The following is a 20,061-nucleotide window of genomic DNA, read 5'->3' on the forward strand; positions in this document are numbered from 1 at the left end:
AGAAGGAATAATTCATGCGTGTTTTAATTTTTGAAGACGAACCCCTGGCAGCCGAACGCTTAGTCAAGCTTCTATGTGAATATAGTAATGACATTCGAGTGCTTACTACCATACCTTCAGTTGAGGAAGCAGTAGAGTGGCTGCTTGAAAATCCCCTGCCTGATCTTATCTTGTCTGATATTCATCTTGCCGACGGACTTTGTTTTGACATCTTCAAAAAAGTAAAGGTGAAGTGCCCCGTAATTTTTTGTACCGCTTATGAGGAATACGCATTAAGGGCATTTCAGTTTCATAGTATAGATTATCTTCTGAAGCCGGTTAAGTATTCGATGCTCGAGCAAAGCCTGCAAAAATTGGAGGAGATGAGAAGCGTATCTCCACTTGTTCCGGAGCCAAAAATTGATGATATCATCAGCATGATGAAGTCAAAGGAGGCAAGCTATAAATCCAGGTTTATGGTGAAACTTGGGGCAAAGATAAGGGCTGTTAAGGTAGAGGAAATAGCTTATTTCTATTCCCACGATAAGTTGAACCTCCTTGTTACAAGAGATGGTTACCAATATCCGGTTGACTACTCACTTGAAGAACTTATCCAATTACTTGATCCAAGGCATTTTTTTCATATTAACCGGAAGCTAATAATTCATATCGATTCGGCAATTGAAATTCATCCATACTTTAAAGGGCGACTTAAACTCGTCCTTGATCCTCCATTGAATGAAGAAGTCCTTGTAAGCAGTCAGCGAACGCCTTTGTTCAAGGCCTGGCTGGACCAATAAATTGCTACTTCTTCACCCCCTCGATGATAAATCCTACAATTTTATCACAGAACTCGTCGGTTTCTTTAAGCCACTGCGAAGGGTATATAGGCTGGGATAAACTGCTGAAGCCAGCGATTACCCAGTGAGAGAAAAAGTTGAGCTCCTCGGTTGAAAGCTTTTTGAATTCACCTAATTGAATGCCGCCCAGAACGATCTCTTTTACGAATCCTACTTGTGTTTCTTCAAATTCTTGTTTTATACGGCAAAAAGTGTCGAAGTTGTCGAACATACTTTCCTGAATAACACGACCCAGGTTCTGCATTTGCTTTTTCAGTTCCAATCGCTTTGAAAGAAGAGCCTTCAGCTTATCCTGCGATCCTGATGCTCTGTTCACTTCTTCTCGAATAGCTTTAATGTGCTTCTCAACCTCGTCCCGTACTACTGCTTCATATAGCTCCGTTTTACCAGGATAATAATAGTACAAGGTGCTTTTACCTTTACCAGTAGCCTTTGCAACATCTTCCATAGTGGCTTTTTTAAAACCGTATTGGGAGAAGATATCCCTTGCTGCTGCTAAAATCTCCTGGACTATTTTTTCGTCTCTCTGGTTTTGATTCATCGACTATATGTTGTTTTTGTTCTAGTATCCGTTAGCGTTAACGGATTTTTCTATCCAATCGTTTGTCTTAGTATTAAATATAATAATTATTCTTAAATCATAGGTTGGAATTACCAAAAAACTATTTGAAGCTAAATAGTCAAGGCTGAGTAAGAAAAAAGTCATTCTAATATTGGATTGCTTATAGATCAGTTGATTGTGTTTTTGATCGGAATTCTCCAGCTTATTGTGTATTGACGTTACGGAGTATTCGACTAAATTTGTTTCATAGTCGAAAGACAAATATTAAAGTTTAAAGAATATGAAAAAGTTAATTCTATCAATCGCATTATTATCTGGTCTAGCATTTTCTTCTAAAGCACAGACTGAAAAAGGAAAAATCATTGTAGGAGGTACTGCTTCTTACACATCTTCAAAATCAGATGCATCAGGAGCAAAGGCAGCAGAAGAACTTTCGCTGGTTCCGAACATTGGTTATTTTGTAGCTAATAATATTGCTCTCGGTACAGGAGTTGGATACAACTACTCTAAAATTGACCGTGCGAGCACTGCAGGTCAAAGCGAAGCATTTGTAGTTAGTCCCTTTGGACGTTATTACCTAAATCTTTCTGAGCAGTTCAAATTTTTTGGACAAGCTGCTGTTCCAATGGCATTCGGAACTGTAAAGTCAACTGATGCAAACGGTGAGACTGGCAATAAAACAGGTACTTCAACTTCTATTGGTGTGGCGCTTTCTCCGGGTTTTGCTTACTTCCCAACTAAAAAAGTTGCGCTTGAATTCTCTTTCCAGGGTGCGTCCTATAATAGCTTAACGGTAAAAGATAAGGATGATAACAAAATTAAAGGAGCCGGAAGAGAAACCTTCGCTGTAGGTACTAGTTTCTTTACCCCACAAATTGGTGTTCAATTCCACTTCTAGAAACTGCTTAAAACATAAAAAACAGGGGCCCGTCAAGAGCTCCTGTTTTTTTATTTCTCGTGTTTACCCTTATTTGTCGAAGTCCGTACAATAAGTTTAGATGGTAACCGCTCGTTTTGTTTTACGCTATCAGGCTTTCCCTTTAGCAGGAAAATAAGGTTTTGAGTAGCCAGAATAGCAATTTCCCTTGCTGGAAGAACTACCGTTGTTAATGCCGGATTAAAAACAGCAGTTGCTGGAGAATTCGAGAAGGCAAGGATACCCAAATCCTCAGGAATCTTTAATCCTAATTCTGCACATGCCTCGTAACACGGTAATGCCAAGTTTTCGACTGAAACAAAAACAGAGTCGTATTTACCCGACTGAAGTTTCTTCTTGATCTCAACTAGATTCTGCTCCTTGGATTGTTGCTGGCAATACATCATCTCGTAATTCACCTCCCTATGATTTATCAGCGCGTGCAGCAAGCCTTGACGCCTTGCGGTATCCGTTGAAGTGTTTGGCGAAATACCTAGATATAAGATCCTCCTGAACCCCTGTTCTACCAAGTGACGGCCGGCCTTATATCCACCATCAAAATCATCCGCTGTTACTCTGCTGAATGAAGAGGGGCCATCTACTCCAACCCTGTTAAATAGAACAAAGGGAATATCAGGAGACAGACAGGAAAGGTGATCCAGTTCTTTTGCATCTAATGATAAAGAAATCAATACTCCATCAACCCTGCCTCCAGACAACAGTTTAACTATTGCTGTTTCTCTGTCGTGGCTATCCTGCGTGATATAGATCAACACATGGTAGCCGTACTGGTTCGCTACACTATGGATGCCATCTATTGAAGCGGCGAAAAAGCTGTTCTCAATTTCAGGGATCACCACTGCGATCGTCTTTGTGCTTTTTTCCTTTAACATCTTCGCATAAGGGTTCGGCTGATAGTTCAACTTTTTAGCTAATTCACAAACCCTGTCTTTTGTCACCGGACTAACCTCGTAACTATCGTTCAACGCCCTAGATACAGTTGAAACAGACAAATTCAACTGTTTAGCCAAAGTCCGCAGATCAACTTTTTCAGAATCTTTTTTCATGTTAGAGTAATCCCCTTTATCCTCTTTTACAATAATGCTTCAGAAAGCATAAAAGTATAGAAAGTATTTAACATCAATAAGGATAAAAAAAGGACAAGATTTAATACTCTAACGTTAGTTTAAAATTGTTTGAATGATGAGTTATAGATTCAAGCCTGCGATCTTTAATTCCATATGTGAAAGTTTCTGATTCTGTTTCCTGAACGGTACCATTAACCTCAACTTTTCGTGTTACCTTGGTTGGTAGCTTGCTCAAGGAACTCAACAGAGCAAAGTTGTAGATTTGGAAGTTGGCAGCCACCAAATGCCATGGCTCAAGGAGGGTAAATGGATTGATATAGAAATCTTCTGAGTAGTTTTCCAGGTCAAATATTACCTTAGTGCCTGGGTTAGCCTGACTTACCGTAGTTATTTTGACAGGCCTTTTTTGATTATCATACTCATAGGTCGATGTGCTTTTTAGATTATTTCTAAGATCATCAAATTCATAATACTTCATCGTGTTTAAAGTACCGTTGCTATTATAATCAAACTCCAGGCGGGTGCCTGGATAAGTAGTTCCCACTAATTTTTCCACTATACTTCCAACCCGGCCCTGATTATTATATTGATAGTTCTCTTCCATCAGGTTTGATTTGATCACCTGCCTGAGTCTCTTGTTGGTATAGTTAAAATCCCTGGTCATTGTTGCTTCCCCTAAACTACCGGCAATGGTTTGTTTTATAGTGCCATCAGGATTATAAGTATAGGTTTCGGTACCGGAATTCGCCCATTTAACTGTTTTAACGAGATCAGGTAAGTAAACAGGATCAATAATAATTTCGGCAGACTTTTCCTTCTTGCAGGCAGAAAAGGTGAGAAAAATAACAGCTGCAAGACCGGAAAATAAGATGTTTTGAATTTTCATGTAAGATTTATAAGTTCAAGGAAAAATACGCAAAGGATTGAGAGAATGCTACAAGGGTATGTTAAAAATTAAAGAAATACCTTCGAGAGCAGAATTCTTATCCGGAGGATTATAGTTGCTTGGTGGTACTTGCCGGCATTTGAAGATGGGGCATACTTTCGGAAATAAGTTTAGGAAGCAGCAGAGTTGGGTGTCGAAGATAGTCAACACCCAACTACTGTTCAGTTAGTTCAATTTGTCTTTAAAAAACTCCAGCGTACGATTCCAGGCAAGCTCAGCCGCTGCCTTATCGTACCGCGGGGTAGTATCGTTATGGAAACCATGGTTTGCTTTAGGGTATATATAAGCTGTATATTCTTTTTTGTTTTCCTTTAAAGCTGTTTCGTAGGCTTTCCAACCTTCTGTAATGCGTGTATCCAGTTCTGCATAGTGTAGCATGAGAGGAGCTTTTATTTTCGGAACCTCTTCTATGGCCGGCTGACCTCCGTAAAAAGGTACAGCTGCATCAAGTCCTGAAATTCGAACAGCCATCATATTGGATATCCAGCCGCCAAAGCAAAATCCAACTACTCCTATTTTATCATTACAATCTTTGTGCTCCTTCAAAAACTCGTATGCCGCAATGAAATCCTCGAGCATTTCATCCCGGTTGCGTTTACTTTGCAGGGTGCGTCCTTCATCATCATTCCCAGGATACCCCCCGAGTGGAGTTAAAGCATCGGGAGCAAGCGAGACAAAACCTGCCAATGCTGCTCGTCTTGCTACGTCTTCGATATGTGGGTTCAAGCCCCGGTTTTCGTGAACAACAATAATTCCTCCAAGTTTCTTTTTCGCTTCAACCGGCTTCGATAGCAAGGCTTTTATGTTTCCTCCTCCTTTTGATGAATTGTAATTGATGTACTCAGATCTTAGTCGCGAGTCATCGGCTTTTACCTGTATCCGTTCCTGATAATCGGGCATAAGGAAGCTCATCAGGGAAGGAACGGTTAAACCACCAACTGCATATAGACCAAGTTTTTGTACGAAATCCCTGCGATTGATGCGGCTGTGAGCATAATCATCATAGAGATCAAAAACCTCTTGTTTAATGTCTTCTTTGTTTATTTCACTCATAGGTATAGGAAATTACTTTTTTCTTTTGGCTAATATAATATTTGGTTTCGGTACTTTCTTCATGTCCTCTCCAAGATAAAAGCTAAGATGAGGGGGCTGATTGTACGAAACGTTCTGCCATGCGATACTTAAACGATATTGTGGATCGTGCATCAACGTAAATAAGCGATGGGAGGTGGGAATGGTTGTTGTGAAAATTCTTAATTCATTGTTTCCGGCAGCAAGTACCATTTCCTCACGCCAGTCGCCAAACAGATCCGCTGATAGGTTTGGAACGCCACGCCCATTTCCTCTTTCTCCGTTTGATGCAGTAAATATTGTTCCTGCTTTATACTTATGAATTGAACCACGGCCCACTAATTCGCGGGTGAAGTCTCCATCCCACCATATCAGCCAAGATCCAGTTGGGGTTTCCCCAATCTTTTCTCCTTTCATATTATGCAATCCACCTGAGTTTGACCACCACATTTCAGCACCTGGATTAGAGGCATCAATGTTTTCCGCCACGCCTGCTCCTACATCTGTATCCATAGAACCTTTAAAATATACTTCTCCAGTACGAGCACTGTATACGGCTACCCCAGGTCCAGCTCCAGCAACGAAGCCTGAATCGCCTTTTGAATGATCCTCAATTTCGTGGGGACCAAAAACTTCAAGTCCCGGTTTGCTCAAATCAAGGTCGCTTACGTGAAGTGCATCTCCATGGCGAAAACCTGTGGAAAAGAGGCCTTTTCCATTATCGTCTACCACCATAGCGCCGTAAACTATCTCATCCTTTCCATCCTCATCTACATCGGCTACTGTAAGGTTATGATTACCCTGACCCGAGAATGGATTTTTTCCATCTTTTGTGTCAAAAACCCAGCGGGAGCTAAGTTTCCCATTTCTGTAGTCCCAAGCTGCTAAAACAGTTCGTCCATAATAGCCGCGGCACATTACTACGCTTGGCAGTTGGCCATCAAGGTAAGCCGCACAGGCAAGGAAACGGTCTACGCGATTTCCTGTGTTGTCGTTTCCTCCATTACCACCAGGTCCGCCCCAACCATCTGTAGGGTAACGGGAGGGAATATAATCGGTAGTTGCCAGGGCTGCTCCCGTCTCGCCGTTGAATACTGTGAAAAATTCTGGACCTTCCAGTACTTTCCCAAGTGTCCGTGGCTCTTTGCTTCTGTAATCCCTGGTAGAGTCCCCAATTACTTTTCCTTTTCCGTCAATGGTTCCGTCTGCCGTTTTCATGGCCACCTCAGCTTTTCCATCGCCATCCATATCGATGACAATGAATTGGAGATAGTGCTCTCCTTCGCGGATGTTCCTGCCAAGGTTTATAGTCCACATTAGTTTACCACTTAGCTTATAGGCTTGTAAAACAGGTTTGTCTGTTATTCCATTGAAGGAGTTGTCAAATCCTTTTCCTGTTTGATGAACAATAAGCTCGTACTCTCCATCTCCATCCAAATCTCCCGCCGACATATCATGGGGTCGGTAACCCTCGGGTGTGTTTAGTGCGATGGAAAGGTACTGGCGTACCTGTGCGTTGGCCGGTAGCTGAAATGATTTATCTTCAGCTGTTTCTTTGCCATTCACAATAGCTCTTACACTATACGAAGTTGCTTCTGTGAGATCAGCTTTAGTATCGACGAAATGAGTAGCTCCGGTTAACGGTTTTGAATTAAGCTTGAGAGGTGCTTTGTTTCCTGTTTTCCGGTAAATATTGAACGGAAGATCTTCCGGCTCAGTTCCAAGAAGGCGCCAACTCACAAAAACAGAATCAGTTTTATATCGTACAGCTACGATACCGCGATCCAGGTTTTCCATCACTCGTTGTCCAAAGACGTTAGAACTTAGAAATACCAGGAGTAAAAGGGAGAAATGCTTCATCATAATTGGTTGTAAAAAAGTTTTCAATATAAATAGTGCAGGACGTATCAGGATACTTACTGACACTATTTACATCAACCAAATATAAGGGAGCTTTTGGGAAGCGATAGTAAAATGTTGATTACAAGAGGGAGAGAGGGATGGAAGGAATAAATGAGAGAATGAGAGAATGATGGAATGAGAGAATGAGAGAATGAGAGAATGAGAGAATGATGGAATGAGAGAATGCGTCCTTCCTATTTTGCGGCTAATTCTGTTTAGGCTTTAGTGATGCTACGTATTCCAGTGGTGTCATCTTGAATTGCTTTTGAAAGTTTTTCCCAAATACGGATTGTGACGCAAAGCCTACCATCTCCGCTATCTCATATATTTTATAGTCCCTCGTGGCCAATAATTCTGCAGCTTTTCTTAATCGGGTTAGATTGATCAATTCTTTAGGGGATAATGAAGAAAGTGACTTTATCTTCCTATAGAAAGTTGGGCGGCTCATGTTCATATGGTCGGAAAGCATATCTATATCAAGATTTGCATTCCGAATGTTTTTGTGAATATGATCATTTAATCTTTTCAGAAAAAGCTCATCTGTTTTCGAATATGCCATTACTCTCACATCTTCAAAGGGTGAATGCGCGAAGTGGTCTTTAATTTTAGCTCTGTTCTTTAAAAGATTATTTATTTGCGCGATAAGGTATTCAGGAGAGAAAGGTTTCTCTATATAAGCGTCTGCACCCACTTCTAAGCCTTCAACTCTCGCTTTATATGTGTTTTTAGCGGTTAGAAGTATCAGCGGAATGTGGCAGTAGGCGACATTTGATTTTATCGACTGGCAAAGTTCAAACCCATCAATCCCTGGCATCATAATATCACTAACTATTAAACTTACCATTTGGTCGTCTAAAATAGCAAGTGCCTCTGATCCGTCCGATGCTGTTTTTACCTCATAAACGTCTGAGAGAATTTCTGTAAGAAAATCAAGGATATCCTCGTTATCGTCAACAACTAGAATTGTGTCTGCCATTTATTTAGGGTTTACTTGCCAAGAACAAATTCAAATTTTTGTCTCAGGGGCAATGTTACTTCAAAAATTGTTAGTTGGTTATCAATGTTCAATAATTTCAGACTTCCACTATGGAGGTCGGTAAGCGACTTAGCAAGTGATAAACCAATGCCGGTGCCGGACTTGCCTTTTCCGTTCGCTGCCCGGTAGAAGGGGTCAAATACCTTAGACCTTTCGTTGTTTGAAATACCCGGGCCATCATTTATAAACATAATACTGAAAGTCTGATCGTCTCCCTGAGGTAACATTAGCTTTACTTCAACAAATGTTTCGCAATACTTCACTGAGTTTGATAGTAGATTGCTGGTGATCTTGATTAAGGCTTCCCGGTCAACAAAGGCATAAAAAGGATCACTTGCCAGGCCCTCAATAATAGTAATTCCCTTTTTTTCTGCCTCATCTTTAAAAAAGCCAATCTGATGTTTTAGTAATAAAGTTATATCAACTTTTACAAAGTTTAATTCGAACTGGTTTATTTCAGTCTTTCTAAAATCGAGGAGCTGGTTGGTCAATTCAAGCAAACGATTAGTGTTTTTTTCGATCATCAAGAGGTTTTTCCTGATAGCCGGTACTTCTTCAATTTTTTTCAGAGCTCGTTCTGCCGGACCCTTAATCAGTGTAAGCGGAGTTTGTATCTCATGGGCAATCGTTGTGAAAAATTCAATCTTGGCTTGATATACTTCCCTCTCTTTCTCCAGTTCGTAGAGCTGAAGCTTGGCTCGATTCTTTCTCTCAATCCTTACCTGATAATACCGAATTGCATAATAGATCAGTATGGTTGCCACAGTTAAATACAGTAAGTAAGCCTGTACGCTTTTCCAAATAGGGGGCAAAACTCTTATGGACAAGGTCTTATTTTGCGCTTCCCAGCTGCCCACATTGCTTTCGGCAACCACAGTAAAAGAATAAGTGCCTGGCGAAAGATCTGTGAAATATGCTTTTCTGTTACTTGCCAAATAAGTCCATTTTTTATCAAGCCCCGTCATTTTGTATTTATACTTGATCACCGTAGGTGAAGAATAACTTAATGCTGCAAATTCAATATTAAAATTGGCTTGATTATAATTAAGAGTAATGGTATCTGTATAATTAATGGACTTTTTTAAGACGGGAGTTTGGCCTGGCACCACCTCACGATTATCTATCTGAAAGCCCGTAAAATACAGAGCAGGAGGATTTGGCCTTACATTGAAGGACTTGGGGTGGAAGGCAATCATGCCTTTTACACTACCAAAATACATCTTTCCATCCGGGTCTTTATAGGCTGAATTATAGTTGAACTGGTCTGTTAATAATCCGTTGGCTTGTGTGTATACCTTGATTTGATCATTCTCAGGGTTAAGGCAAATAAGGCCCTTAAGTGAACTAACCCAGAGATGCCCCGAATTGTCTTCCAGAGTGCGATAGACATTATTTGTAGGAAATCCGGTTTTTGTTGAAAATTTCCTGAAGGTCTTACGGTCTTTCTCCAGGCGGATTAAACCTCCTCCTTCTGTTGCAAACCACAAACGCCCCTTACCGTCCTCCATTATGCCCTGAATCAGGAAATCTGACTCTTTGCCGCGGTCCGGTCGGCCGTAGAAACGTATGTTTCCATTTTCCCCCGTTCTTGGATTATAATAAAAAGCTCCCTCTGTTAAACTACCAACCCAGACAAACCCTTTGCGATCTTCAGCTAATGAATAGACGAAATCAGTTTTTGGGAAGTAGGGTTGTTTATAGAACACTCTTCTTTTGGCATCAAATTCGAAAAGCCCTCCTCCAATTGTGCCGATCAGTAGTGCCTTTTGTGTAGTCTTGTAAATGCACATGACGAAATCACTCGAACTTCCGGTCTGCGACTTAATTATGTCAAATCGATCCCTAACAAGCCCAGATGCACGGTCAATTACTTCAAGCCCACGCAGATACGGGCCCACAAAGACAACATCGTTGTCCACAAAAAGTCCATGAATATTAGGGTAGGAGATGCTTGCACTCTTACCGGTGGAGGTATAAAAGCCGAAGCGGGCTGAATGGGTATTAAATTTATTTAAACCTGCATCTTCGGTTCCGATCCAGATCTCTTTTCCGTCAATGCTCTGAATTTCTCTTACTGCGCTACCTGAAATAGAGTTTTTTGAGCTAAGCGGGTAGTATTTTTCAAACCTGCTCGTTTCTCTTGAGAAGTAGTTGAGCCCACCGAAAAAAGTTCCTGCCCATACACCGCCTTCCTTATCTCTGCACAGTGCATACACCGCGTTATCTGATATTGAAAAAGGATCGTCGGCTCTTTTCTTGAAATTTAAAATTTCACCAGAGCCCAAATTATAACTATAGATACCACTTTCCGATGCAATCCAGCAGCTATTTTCTTCGCCTGCAATAATATCCCTGATGTAAATCCCGGTTCCGTCAGTATTCCTTCTTAAAACAGATCTTAATTTTTGAGTGTTTACATCAAAGCTCAGAAGGCCTTGCTTGGTTGTTCCTACTAAGATCTGGTTAGCAAAAGAGAATACGCGACTAATAGTTTTTAAGTTCGCGGCAATGCTCTTCTCAAATATTTCAAAACGTAATAACCTGTTGCTTCTCACATCAAGCTTTTTCAATATTCCCTGCCGGTCGCCCAGCCATAGGTTGCCAGTACTATCCAGCGAGAAACAGGTAGCAGAAATGCCAGTGTAGGTAAAGCGCTGTTGTTTATTGTTAAAACGAAAAACCTCGTCTCGTGAAATGAACCAGATATTATTCTCCCGGTCACATTTTAGGTAGCTGATATCAAAGCTATCCGGACTGGCAATCTTACGTAGGGACTCTTTCATGGGATCATACCGGAACAGCCCCGACCCGGTTGCAATCCAGATAAAGCCTTCAAGGTCCTCGCAGATCGAATTAATACTAATGTCAGAAAGTGAACCAATTGTATTACTGTTGGCTATAGTCTTGAAGGTATATCCATCGAACCTGTCAATGCCGCTTTTTGTCCCTACCCATATAAATCCTTTTCTATCCTGCAACAGACTAAATACTGTGCTGTGAGATAGCCCGTGTTCAGTCTGAAAGTGCCTGAAATAGTAGGACTGGCCTCTAGCACCTAGAAAGGTAAGGAGCAGTGTTAAGAAAAGAAGACTTCGCTTTATAACAAAATGCATGGCTAGTAGGCCAAATATAGAAATTCAATGTTTCGGTTTAAAGAGGCTAAGGTCTTTAAGTAGGACAAAATTGGACGGAGATAACAATCGACCTTTCCTCAAGCATTCAGAGGAGCTCCTCCGGGGAAGTTTGAGACGTTTTGATTAAAGTTTGAACAAATCTGCAATAGAAGATTCGCTTATTTTGAGCCTTGCAGTTATAACACCGCCAGTGGAATCTTACGATCTATCTAAGTAAAACTGGTATAAATACACACTTTATATGAAGCTAAAACTAATCCCCTTCATTTTTATCTTGACAGCCTCTGTTTATTGCAGAGCCCAGGTTTCTAAAGCTCCAGCTTATCCACTTATTGCCCATGACCCATATTTTAGTATATGGTCTACCCACGATACCTTGAACAAAGGCACAACCACTCACTGGACTAATAAAGATCATTCGTTAACCGGATTTATCAAGGTTGATAATGTTCTATATCGTTTCCTGGGAAAAAATTCTGCTGCTTATAAGGCTGTTGTACCAGCAGGTGATGAGGCTAATGTAGAAGTTAGCTATACTGAGACAGAACCTACTGGCGACTGGAAGCTTTTGAATTACGACGAACGTAGCTGGAAAAGAGGTAAGGAACCTTTTAGTCACGATAGAAGCCTCGGCTCCACGGTTTGGACAAGTAAGGAGCTTTGGACCAGAAGAGTTTTTGACTTTAAAGGAAATCCGGGGCAGAAGTTGTCTTTGAGGATTCAGCACGATGACGATGCCATCGTTTGGATTAACGGCGAAATGGTGTATTCTAAAAAAGGTAATTCAAGTAATTATATATATGTGCCCTTAGCTGCTGCCGTAATTTCAAAACTGAAGAGAAGTGGTAATGTGATGGCCATCTATGTAAAGAACACCGGGGGCGATAGTTATCTGGATGCGGGATTATCTGAAGGCCCATTACCTGAGATCAAGTCTCTCACAGCTTATCAGAAAGGGGTGAACATCTCAGCAACACAAACAACTTACGATTTTACTTGCGGTAAGGTAGATCTGAAGCTGACCTTTAGTAGTCCCCTGTTGCCTAATGATCTAAACCTTCTTTCCCGTCCTGTTTCTTATGTAAGTTATTCAGTAAAATCAAACGACGGAGTACCCCATACAGTTGATCTTTTCTTTGGCGCCTCTACAAATCTGAGCGTTAATACACCTTCTCAGCTGGTACAAGCTGAGAAATTTAAAACAGGAGATCTGGCGGTGTTGAAAGCGGGGACGGTGGAGCAGCCGGTACTTAAAAAAAGAGGTGATGATTTGAGAATTGATTGGGGGCATATGTATGTTGCTGTTCCGCTAAACTATAAGGCCAGCCAAAGTATAAGCTCTAATGCTCAAACTGACCCCTTTTCTGTTAAGTCAGCTACCACACCTGTTAATGGTAAGGATCTTGTTCTTGGAACAATCATCCCTGCAGGCAAAGTCGGAACTGTCGAGAAGAAGTTCTACACCTTGCTAGGGTATGATGATATATTATCCGTTCAATATTTTGGAACTAACTTAAGACCCTGGTGGAACAATGCTGGAAATGTAAAGATCACTGATCTTCTTACCCGTTCATCCCAAGATTATCCTGCTATAATCAAATCATGTGATGATTTTGACAGAAGTCTTTATAATGATGCTTTGAAGGCCGGGGGCGAAGAGTATGCAAAGTTATGTGTCCTTGCTTATCGTCAAAGTGTTGCTGCTCATAAATTAGTGAAAAGCCCGCAGGGAGATATTCTTTTCCTTTCAAAAGAAAACTTTAGTAACGGATCCATTAACACAGTGGATGTTACCTATCCCTCAGCGCCCATGTTCCTGTACTATAACCCCGAGCTTTTAAAAGGAATGCTTAACGGAATCTTTTACTATAGTGAAAGTGGAAGATGGAAAAAGCCCTTTGCCGCACACGATCTGGGAACTTATCCTTTGGCTAATGGACAGACCTACGGGGAGGATATGCCGGTAGAAGAATCCGGTAATATGCTTATTCTGACTGCCGCTATTGCCAAAGCAGAAGGTAAGGCTGATTATGCAAAGGCACATTGGCCTGTTTTAACAACTTGGGCAGAATACTTGCGAAAAGAGGGATTTGATCCTGCTAACCAGCTTTGTACAGATGATTTTGCCGGACATCTCGCTAGAAACGCAAACCTCTCCATTAAAGCAATTGTAGGTCTTCGTTCTTATGCAATGCTAGCTGAAATGCTTGGTAAGAATGCAGAGGCTGCGGATTACAGAAAGATATCTGAAGAAATGGCTTTGAAATGGATAGATAAGGCTGATGCAGGAGACCACTATGCTCTTACCTTCGATAATAAAAATACCTGGAGCCAGAAGTATAATTTAGTATGGGACAAATTATTAGGGTTCAATATATTTCCAAAAACGGTCATCGAGAAGGAAATGTCGTACTATCTCACTAAGCAAAATACCTATGGATTGCCGCTAGATAGTCGCCGCACTTACACCAAGTCTGACTGGATAATCTGGACTGCTACCTTAGCAGATAAGCCTGGGGATTTTCAAAAATTGCTGAGCCCGGTTTATCGGTTTGCGACAGAAACAACTGGCCGTGTGCCCCTAAGCGACTGGCATGAAACTACAGATGGGAAAAATGTAGGGTTTCAGGCCAGAAGTGTGGTTGGAGGATACTTTATCAAAATGCTGGAAGCGAAATTTGCCGGGAAATAGTAAATGAATTAAAAAGCCGGGATAACTAACCCCGGCTTTTTTTAGATGACGAATAAAGTTATGTTTTGTAATTCCCAGCTTTGCTACTACTTAAGTTGGCACATGTTTAGAATTTGATAGCTGCCTTTCTATACGGCTGATTAATGCTTTTTCATCAAAAGGCTTCAGAATTACATCATTTGCCCCCTCCCAAGGTATGCTGTTATAAAGATCCTCTTCTCCCGACATAATTATGATCGGTATCGTATGGTAGAGCGGGTGCTGCTTCAATTCCCGGCAGAGATCCCGGCCATTTAATTCACCCAGTTGTATGTCGAGCAAAATTAAATGGGGTTGAAATTCATTAATAAGTTCAACAAGATCTTCACCTGTTGCGCTGTAATTTACCTCATAGTGCCAATGCTCAAGTAATAATATTATCGTTTCTCTAATTAATTCGTCGTCTTCCACCACTACTATTCGTTCTTGCATCTTTTCAAGTTCTAGGTTATCGTAAATGATCACGTATGCAAATAGTAATCCAAAAGTTCTATACCCAGTATTTTCTACCTAGCTTTGTTAATTGAATAAGGGCTATGAAGCCCGAAATCATCGCCGGAAATTGAGGTATTTGTAGTAGTGCCGCCAGTCCTGTAAGATGCGGGTGAGGCAAAAGACTAACCAGCATTTGAAGGACCATAAAGATGTAGATTGGAAGTTGAATAATTTTAAGACCAATTAATTCTGGGGTCGTAGTAGCAATTGCCAATGCCCATAAAATAAGAGAAAAATTAACCGAAGGGCTTAGGACAACAAGTTCAGGTGAAGAGTGATTTATAGATAATAAAAGGGCTGAGATCAACTGGCCAATTGCGAAGCAAATCAACAAAATGGAGAATAGCCATGGCCTTGCCAATGGATTCTTTACATTGAAATTTTTCATAGTATCTTGAGTGTGTGTATGAAAAATATACAATAATTATTCCACAATCAAAGTTAACGGGAAAGCGAATTATTCAAACTTCCCCGTTCATTGTGTGCATCTTAAAAATTGAAAAGAATCGCAGCATCAATAGAGCCCGGAAATTAAGAAGGCTCCCCAATCCCGTTATTGTAACAAGTCTTTTTCTAACGTTAAATCACCTCCTTGCATTTTCGAAAGACATCCGCTATTGCAAAGCCATCTGTCGGCAAGCGAAATATCCGTAAAGAACTGCGTAATTACGTTCCCCATCTTCACGTCGATACTTTTTTTAGCGGACATTTGACTAAATGAGCTGTTTGAAAATATCCAGGCAAAGTATTTTAAACCAGCTTGTTCCATTAACGGAAACCATTCTTTTCCAACCCAGTCAGAAGCTTCAGACCAGGTGCCACGAACATTCGAATTATCGTTTAAAACTTTGTCGCATTTATGCTTTTTAAGCATCTCAAGCATTTTTAAACAGCCCTTCTGTACAGAGTCCAGATCATGAAAACCTATCCAGTCTACCTCCAGGCAGTTCTGTTTCTGATTATGCTTAATTGTTATTGAAGGGTCCTGATAGTAATTTTCGTCTAAAATTAATGGTATTTGTTCCTTTTCTGGTTGTAAAGGAAGTCTAAAATAAAAAGTTGACCCTTTACCTAATTCGCTTTCTATCCAGAAGCTGCCTTTATGTCTCTTTAAAATTTCAGAAGATATGAAGAGCCCTAGGCCTAATCCTTCAAATCTCATTGCTGTGTTATCTACTCGGTAGTATCTGTCAAACAACCTGTCAAGGTGATCTTCTGCTATACCAATTCCAAAGTCCTGTACCGCAACTATAATGTTATCTTGTTCAACTTTGTAATTGACTGTAACTTTATCAGCATCCGGGGAATACTTCATAGCATTTGTAAGAAAATTATGCATCACCTGTTCCAGTCGCAATTGATCACCTTTAAATATTACATCTTCGCTCGCTTCTAGTTCAATCTTATGCTTAATTGCAGTGTGCTGTACACTCTCGATGCTATTTGTAAGCATCTTCAGAAAGCTGAAGGGCTCAATGTTGTAGATCATCTTGCCTGCATTAATTTTAGTTACATCCAGTAGGTCGTTGATTAATTTTTCTAAACGAAAAATATGCTCTGCTGATTTTTGAATAAAGTTTCCTAGTTTAGAGGTATCCTTGGTCCTTTGAATAAGCTGGTTAAATGCCTTGATGCTAGTGAGTGGGGTCTTCAATTCGTGGCTGGCAATGGACAGAAATTCGTCTTTTTTCTGATCATTTCTTTTTTGAAGATCTATATTGGTATTCGTACCTAACCACAAGGTTATTTCATTGTTTTCGATATATGGAACAGCTTGCGCGAGATGCCAAACGTATTCTCCATTTGCCATTCGAAGACGGAACTCGTACATGTATCTCTCTCCGGATTGGAGACTCTTAGTCCAATTTTCTAGGCAGTCCGGTAAATCCTCCGGATGGATAAATTTTTGCCAACCATGTCCGACTACCTCATCAACAGTGTATCCAAAGTCTTTGCATACTATCTCATTTACGTAATCTAGTTCCCCGCTTGGCTTTGCCGTCCATACTTGTTGCGGAATAGCATTCAACATGAATTTAAAACGTTTTTCGCTTTCCTCAATGTGCCTTCTGGCAGCGACCTGCTGGGTCACATCGATAGCAACAACCATAATGCTAAAAGTGGCTTCATTGTCGTCTTTAAGCGGATGGTAAACGAAATTGAAGTAGCATTCCTCTAGATTTCCCTTGCGCTCTAAATAAGCTTTCACTTCATTGCCTCTAAATGCATTCCCTGTGCTCATTACATCATTTAGAATTTGCAGGAATGGTTGACCTTCCAATTCAGGCAAGGCCACTATCAGCGGTTGGCCGACTATAACGTCGGTTTTTCCCCATAATTCAAGAATTTGCTTGTTTGCTGATTCAATAATTAGTTCCTTGCCCGTTAACACCCCAATTGCAACAGGAGCATCTGCAACCATAAATCGGATCCGAGCTTCTTTATCAGCAAGTTTATGTACGGTTTCCTCCAGATGTTGCCGAATTCTAGCAAGTTCTTCGTTAGTGGAAAGCAATTCTTCATTAGCAGCGGCTAGTTCCTCATTTGTGGCAGTAACCTCCTCGTTTAAGGCTTGTTGTTCTTCATAGCTGGCTTCAAGCATATTACGGGATTCTACAAGAGCCGTAATATCATTCGCAGCTACAATGATTCCAATCGATTCTCCTTCATTATTTAAAAGGGGATTATAGCTAAAACTTACGTATTTTGTAGCCGGGCCGTTATTAGTGTTTACGTAAAATACTTCTTCTTCCTGACGATAGGGCTTTTTTGTATCGTAAACCTCTTTAAGAAGTCTTGGAAAAGGTTGGTCTTCTAACTCCGGCAATACTTCCATCAGTGTTCTACCTTTTATCTCTCCTAAAGGTCGATCCCATAAAGTTGCAATTTCCTGGTTAGCTAGCTCTATTCTTAACTCCTGTCCCTTAAGGAGCATTAAGGCATACGGCGCAGTTTCGATCAAGCTTCTTAAGCTACTTTCACTTTCTTCAATTTTCTTTTTGCTTAAAACCTGGCTTGTAACGTCATATGAGACCTGTAGAACTCCAACTATTTTTTCCTCTTCATACATTGGGGTATAGGAAACATTGTAATAGCCAGTTTCCATAATGCCTTTCTTGTTTAACGTTACCGGTATTTCATATCCCTTGAAAGCTGTGCCTGATCGGTAAACGTTGTAAAGTATTTCATAGATAGGTTGCTCTTTAACCTCCGGAAGGGCCTCCAGTAAGGGCTTGTTGATTATTTCGGAAGTTTTTTCAGCTAGTTCCAATGCTGGAGTATTAGCCAAGGAGATTGTAAGATCATCTCCACGGAAGACAGCCATTGCAGCAGGAGCCTGTTCAATCATTCTTCTGAAACGGCTTTCACTAAGAGCAAGGTCTTGCGTTCTAATTCTTACACGGTCCTCAAGTTCATTGTTTAGAGCGAAAAGATTCTGTTGAGTTTGGTGCAGTTCTTCATTAATAACACTTAATTCTTCATTGGCTGCTGCTAACTCTTCATTTAAAGCTTGCTCTCTTTCCAGCCGAAAAATCTGATTTCTCGAATATGCATTATTAATTAGCGTGCCGGCATTCAAGCTAACAGTTTCTAGAAACCGTTTATATTCATCATCCAGCCTCTTCCGTGGAGAAATACCAAATAAAATGTACCCAGTTACATTCATGTTACCGTAAGTAATAGGGGTAATAAAAGCTTCAATGCACTCTTCCCCATGCTTCGATAATATGGGTTGAGAAAGGTATACCCTTAAGTCTTCTACATGATGTGTACCTTCTCCATTTAACCCTGGTAAGGGCCATTTAACTTGAGTTGCTTCCTCTGAAAGTGTTCCTTCGACACTTAGATCCTCAAGTTTTGTCGAAAAATCACTTGAATTGACACAAATGAAACTAAATGGAATATCCTCAGTTGCTTCGCTAAGGATTGTTCTTATGCAGAAAATGCTATCATCTATCGATGAAGCGGACCCCAAATTTTTGAGAAAATCAATGTGTACTTTATTTCGACGCTCATTAATTACCTTGTAAGTTGTTTCAGTTACCGCATTAAATACGCCGCCAATCCGTCCATCGGCGTCTATAATAGGAGATAAAGTGTAGTCGAAATAGCATTCCTCCCTATAACCGTTACGCTCCATCAGTAACAGAGCATCAGGTTGCCGAACAGATTCTCCTTTATTAAGTACATCTTTCAAATGGAATTCGAGATCTCGCCAGATTTCCGGCCAAACAAGCTCGCCGGCCTTTCCAAGAGCCCAAGGATGCTTATTTCCTGCTAATGAACTCCATTCATCGTTGTAAAGTAAAGTAAATTGTTCTCCCCAATATATTGCCACAGGGTATCCTGAGTTGAGACAAATGCTTGCCGCCGACTTTAAACTATCAGGCCAGAACTGGGGGGCGCCTAAAATGTTATCACTCCAATTTGCTTCCCGGATCCGTTGGCCCATCTCTCCTCCATTTGGCAAGAAACTATATAAATGTGTCATGGAAATTTCTAAAAAATTTAATTGTTGTCACTTCTTCCCCAGTCCGTTAAGGGAAATATCCTGTCCTCTCTTTCCTGTCGGAAACTTAGAGTGGAAAATAATATGGTTAACAAAAAATTGCACTATATCTTCAGCTGGGTTAAATGGACCACCAAACGAGGTGTTAAGCTTTTAACTTTGTTATTTGGAATTGAATGCCTATAGGTCCGGATCAATCTACTTTTCATTTGCAATGGTCATATGGATTAAACTGGTATTTGCGAGGGCAACATCTATATCTAGACACAAGCTCCGTAATTCTACAGAATTTAGATCAAGTTTATGCTGTAAGACTGCCATTGGCCTACCGGAGTATAATGGTAAGAATTTTTTAAGGCTTGAGTTCTTAAAAACCTTTTTTATGCAGAGAGGAATGGTAAAATCCCCATATTTATTTCCTGTTAACTTTTCTAAATGTGATGACATTTACTGCTATACAAATAACAGGTGGTATTGTTTTTGACTAAACGAAAATAATTTATGTGCCTAATTTTTCTAATTTCCGGTTTTGGAAGGGTGAATCCTTATTCGACAAATATTATGCAAAGCAGCAAATAAAAAAGTCTGTAAAAACAAAAGGACAGAACAATAATTGTTCTGTCCTTTACTGGTACTCGGGGCGGGAATCGAACCCGCACGACCTTTAAGGGTCACAGGATTTTAAGTCCTGCGTGTCTACCAGTTCCACCACCCGAGCAGGCTTATTCCGAATAACCGGAATTGAAGAACCTTTTGGAGCGAAAGACGAGATTCGAACTCGCGACCCCAACCTTGGCAAGGTTGTGCTCTACCAACTGAGCTACTTTCGCA

At 40.6% G+C, this 20,061-nt stretch carries 13 protein-coding genes and 2 tRNA genes; 3 read left to right on the forward strand and 12 right to left on the reverse strand.

What is annotated here, in order from left to right; all coding sequences use genetic code 11:
• Nucleotides 1-14 precede the first annotated feature (14 nt).
• Nucleotides 15-779: a LytR/AlgR family response regulator transcription factor gene (locus J4N25_RS18730; protein ID WP_207423329.1), complete on the forward strand. Its 765-nt coding sequence runs from the start codon at nucleotides 15-17 to the stop codon at nucleotides 777-779.
• Nucleotides 780-783: 4 nt separating this feature from the next.
• On the opposite strand, the gene J4N25_RS18735 is transcribed toward J4N25_RS18730, so the two are convergent.
• Nucleotides 784-1,380: a TetR/AcrR family transcriptional regulator gene (locus J4N25_RS18735; RefSeq protein ID WP_207423330.1), complete on the reverse strand. Its 597-nt coding sequence runs from the start codon at nucleotides 1,378-1,380 to the stop codon at nucleotides 784-786.
• Nucleotides 1,381-1,681: 301 nt separating this feature from the next.
• On the opposite strand from J4N25_RS18735, the gene J4N25_RS18740 reads away from it, so the two are divergent.
• A complete protein-coding gene (locus J4N25_RS18740; RefSeq protein WP_207423331.1) occupies nucleotides 1,682-2,299 on the forward strand; it encodes an outer membrane beta-barrel protein in 618 nt (205 codons plus the stop codon).
• Between the two features lie 50 nt (nucleotides 2,300-2,349).
• On the opposite strand, the gene J4N25_RS18745 is transcribed toward J4N25_RS18740, so the two are convergent.
• The 6 genes from J4N25_RS18745 to J4N25_RS18770 form a co-directional block, all read right to left on the reverse strand.
• Nucleotides 2,350-3,384: a LacI family DNA-binding transcriptional regulator gene (locus J4N25_RS18745; protein ID WP_207423332.1), complete on the reverse strand. Its 1,035-nt coding sequence runs from the start codon at nucleotides 3,382-3,384 to the stop codon at nucleotides 2,350-2,352.
• Nucleotides 3,385-3,484: 100 nt separating this feature from the next.
• Entirely contained in the window at nucleotides 3,485-4,291 is an 807-nt protein-coding gene (locus tag J4N25_RS18750) for a hypothetical protein (RefSeq protein WP_207423333.1), read from the reverse strand.
• Nucleotides 4,292-4,516: 225 nt separating this feature from the next.
• Nucleotides 4,517-5,404: a dienelactone hydrolase family protein gene (locus J4N25_RS18755; protein ID WP_207423334.1), complete on the reverse strand. Its 888-nt coding sequence runs from the start codon at nucleotides 5,402-5,404 to the stop codon at nucleotides 4,517-4,519.
• A gap of 12 nt (nucleotides 5,405-5,416) precedes the next feature.
• Nucleotides 5,417-7,285: a rhamnogalacturonan lyase gene (locus J4N25_RS18760; RefSeq protein WP_242695943.1), complete on the reverse strand. Its 1,869-nt coding sequence runs from the start codon at nucleotides 7,283-7,285 to the stop codon at nucleotides 5,417-5,419.
• A 244-nt stretch (nucleotides 7,286-7,529) separates the two neighbouring features.
• On the reverse strand, nucleotides 7,530-8,300 hold the full coding sequence (locus J4N25_RS18765; RefSeq protein WP_207423335.1) for a response regulator transcription factor: 771 nt from the start codon (nucleotides 8,298-8,300) through the stop codon (nucleotides 7,530-7,532).
• A gap of 11 nt (nucleotides 8,301-8,311) precedes the next feature.
• The gene (locus tag J4N25_RS18770) at nucleotides 8,312-11,473 is read right to left on the reverse strand and encodes a ligand-binding sensor domain-containing protein (protein ID WP_207423336.1); all 3,162 of its coding nucleotides are present in this window, start codon (nucleotides 11,471-11,473) and stop codon (nucleotides 8,312-8,314) included.
• A gap of 262 nt (nucleotides 11,474-11,735) precedes the next feature.
• Here J4N25_RS18770 and J4N25_RS18775 point away from each other — a divergent pair, with 262 nt between their 5' ends.
• A complete protein-coding gene (locus tag J4N25_RS18775; protein WP_207423337.1) occupies nucleotides 11,736-14,186 on the forward strand; it encodes a glutaminase family protein in 2,451 nt (816 codons plus the stop codon).
• A 90-nt stretch (nucleotides 14,187-14,276) separates the two neighbouring features.
• On the opposite strand, the gene J4N25_RS18780 is transcribed toward J4N25_RS18775, so the two are convergent.
• The 5 genes from J4N25_RS18780 to J4N25_RS18800 form a co-directional block, all read right to left on the reverse strand.
• Nucleotides 14,277-14,657, reverse strand: coding sequence for a response regulator (locus J4N25_RS18780; RefSeq protein ID WP_207423338.1), 381 nt, complete (start codon nucleotides 14,655-14,657; stop codon nucleotides 14,277-14,279).
• A 58-nt stretch (nucleotides 14,658-14,715) separates the two neighbouring features.
• Nucleotides 14,716-15,108, reverse strand: a complete 393-nt coding sequence (locus J4N25_RS18785; RefSeq protein WP_207423339.1) for a hypothetical protein — start codon at nucleotides 15,106-15,108, stop codon at nucleotides 14,716-14,718.
• 165 nt (nucleotides 15,109-15,273) lie between these two features.
• A complete protein-coding gene (locus J4N25_RS18790) occupies nucleotides 15,274-19,212 on the reverse strand; it encodes a PAS domain-containing protein (protein ID WP_207423340.1) in 3,939 nt (1,312 codons plus the stop codon).
• 647 nt (nucleotides 19,213-19,859) lie between these two features.
• Nucleotides 19,860-19,948, reverse strand: a tRNA-Leu gene (locus J4N25_RS18795).
• A 36-nt stretch (nucleotides 19,949-19,984) separates the two neighbouring features.
• Nucleotides 19,985-20,060: transfer RNA gene (locus J4N25_RS18800), tRNA-Gly, on the reverse strand.
• Nucleotide 20,061 lies beyond the last annotated feature (1 nt).

Source organism: Desertivirga brevis, from assembly GCF_017355835.1.

Coding starts and splice junctions, on each gene's coding strand:
- J4N25_RS18760 (WP_242695943.1), bottom strand. CDS start 7,285: ATGATGAAGCATTTCTCCCTTTTACTCCTGGTATTTCTAAGTTCTAAC.
- J4N25_RS18765 (WP_207423335.1), bottom strand. CDS start 8,300: ATGGCAGACACAATTCTAGTTGTTGACGATAACGAGGATATCCTTGAT.
- J4N25_RS18745 (WP_207423332.1), bottom strand. CDS start 3,384: ATGAAAAAAGATTCTGAAAAAGTTGATCTGCGGACTTTGGCTAAACAG.
- J4N25_RS18785 (WP_207423339.1), bottom strand. CDS start 15,108: ATGAAAAATTTCAATGTAAAGAATCCATTGGCAAGGCCATGGCTATTC.
- J4N25_RS18790 (WP_207423340.1), bottom strand. CDS start 19,212: ATGACACATTTATATAGTTTCTTGCCAAATGGAGGAGAGATGGGCCAA.
- J4N25_RS18770 (WP_207423336.1), bottom strand. CDS start 11,473: ATGCATTTTGTTATAAAGCGAAGTCTTCTTTTCTTAACACTGCTCCTT.
- J4N25_RS18750 (WP_207423333.1), bottom strand. CDS start 4,291: ATGAAAATTCAAAACATCTTATTTTCCGGTCTTGCAGCTGTTATTTTT.
- J4N25_RS18775 (WP_207423337.1), top strand. CDS start 11,736: ATGAAGCTAAAACTAATCCCCTTCATTTTTATCTTGACAGCCTCTGTT.
- J4N25_RS18755 (WP_207423334.1), bottom strand. CDS start 5,404: ATGAGTGAAATAAACAAAGAAGACATTAAACAAGAGGTTTTTGATCTC.
- J4N25_RS18780 (WP_207423338.1), bottom strand. CDS start 14,657: ATGCAAGAACGAATAGTAGTGGTGGAAGACGACGAATTAATTAGAGAA.
- J4N25_RS18735 (WP_207423330.1), bottom strand. CDS start 1,380: ATGAATCAAAACCAGAGAGACGAAAAAATAGTCCAGGAGATTTTAGCA.
- J4N25_RS18730 (WP_207423329.1), top strand. CDS start 15: ATGCGTGTTTTAATTTTTGAAGACGAACCCCTGGCAGCCGAACGCTTA.
- J4N25_RS18740 (WP_207423331.1), top strand. CDS start 1,682: ATGAAAAAGTTAATTCTATCAATCGCATTATTATCTGGTCTAGCATTT.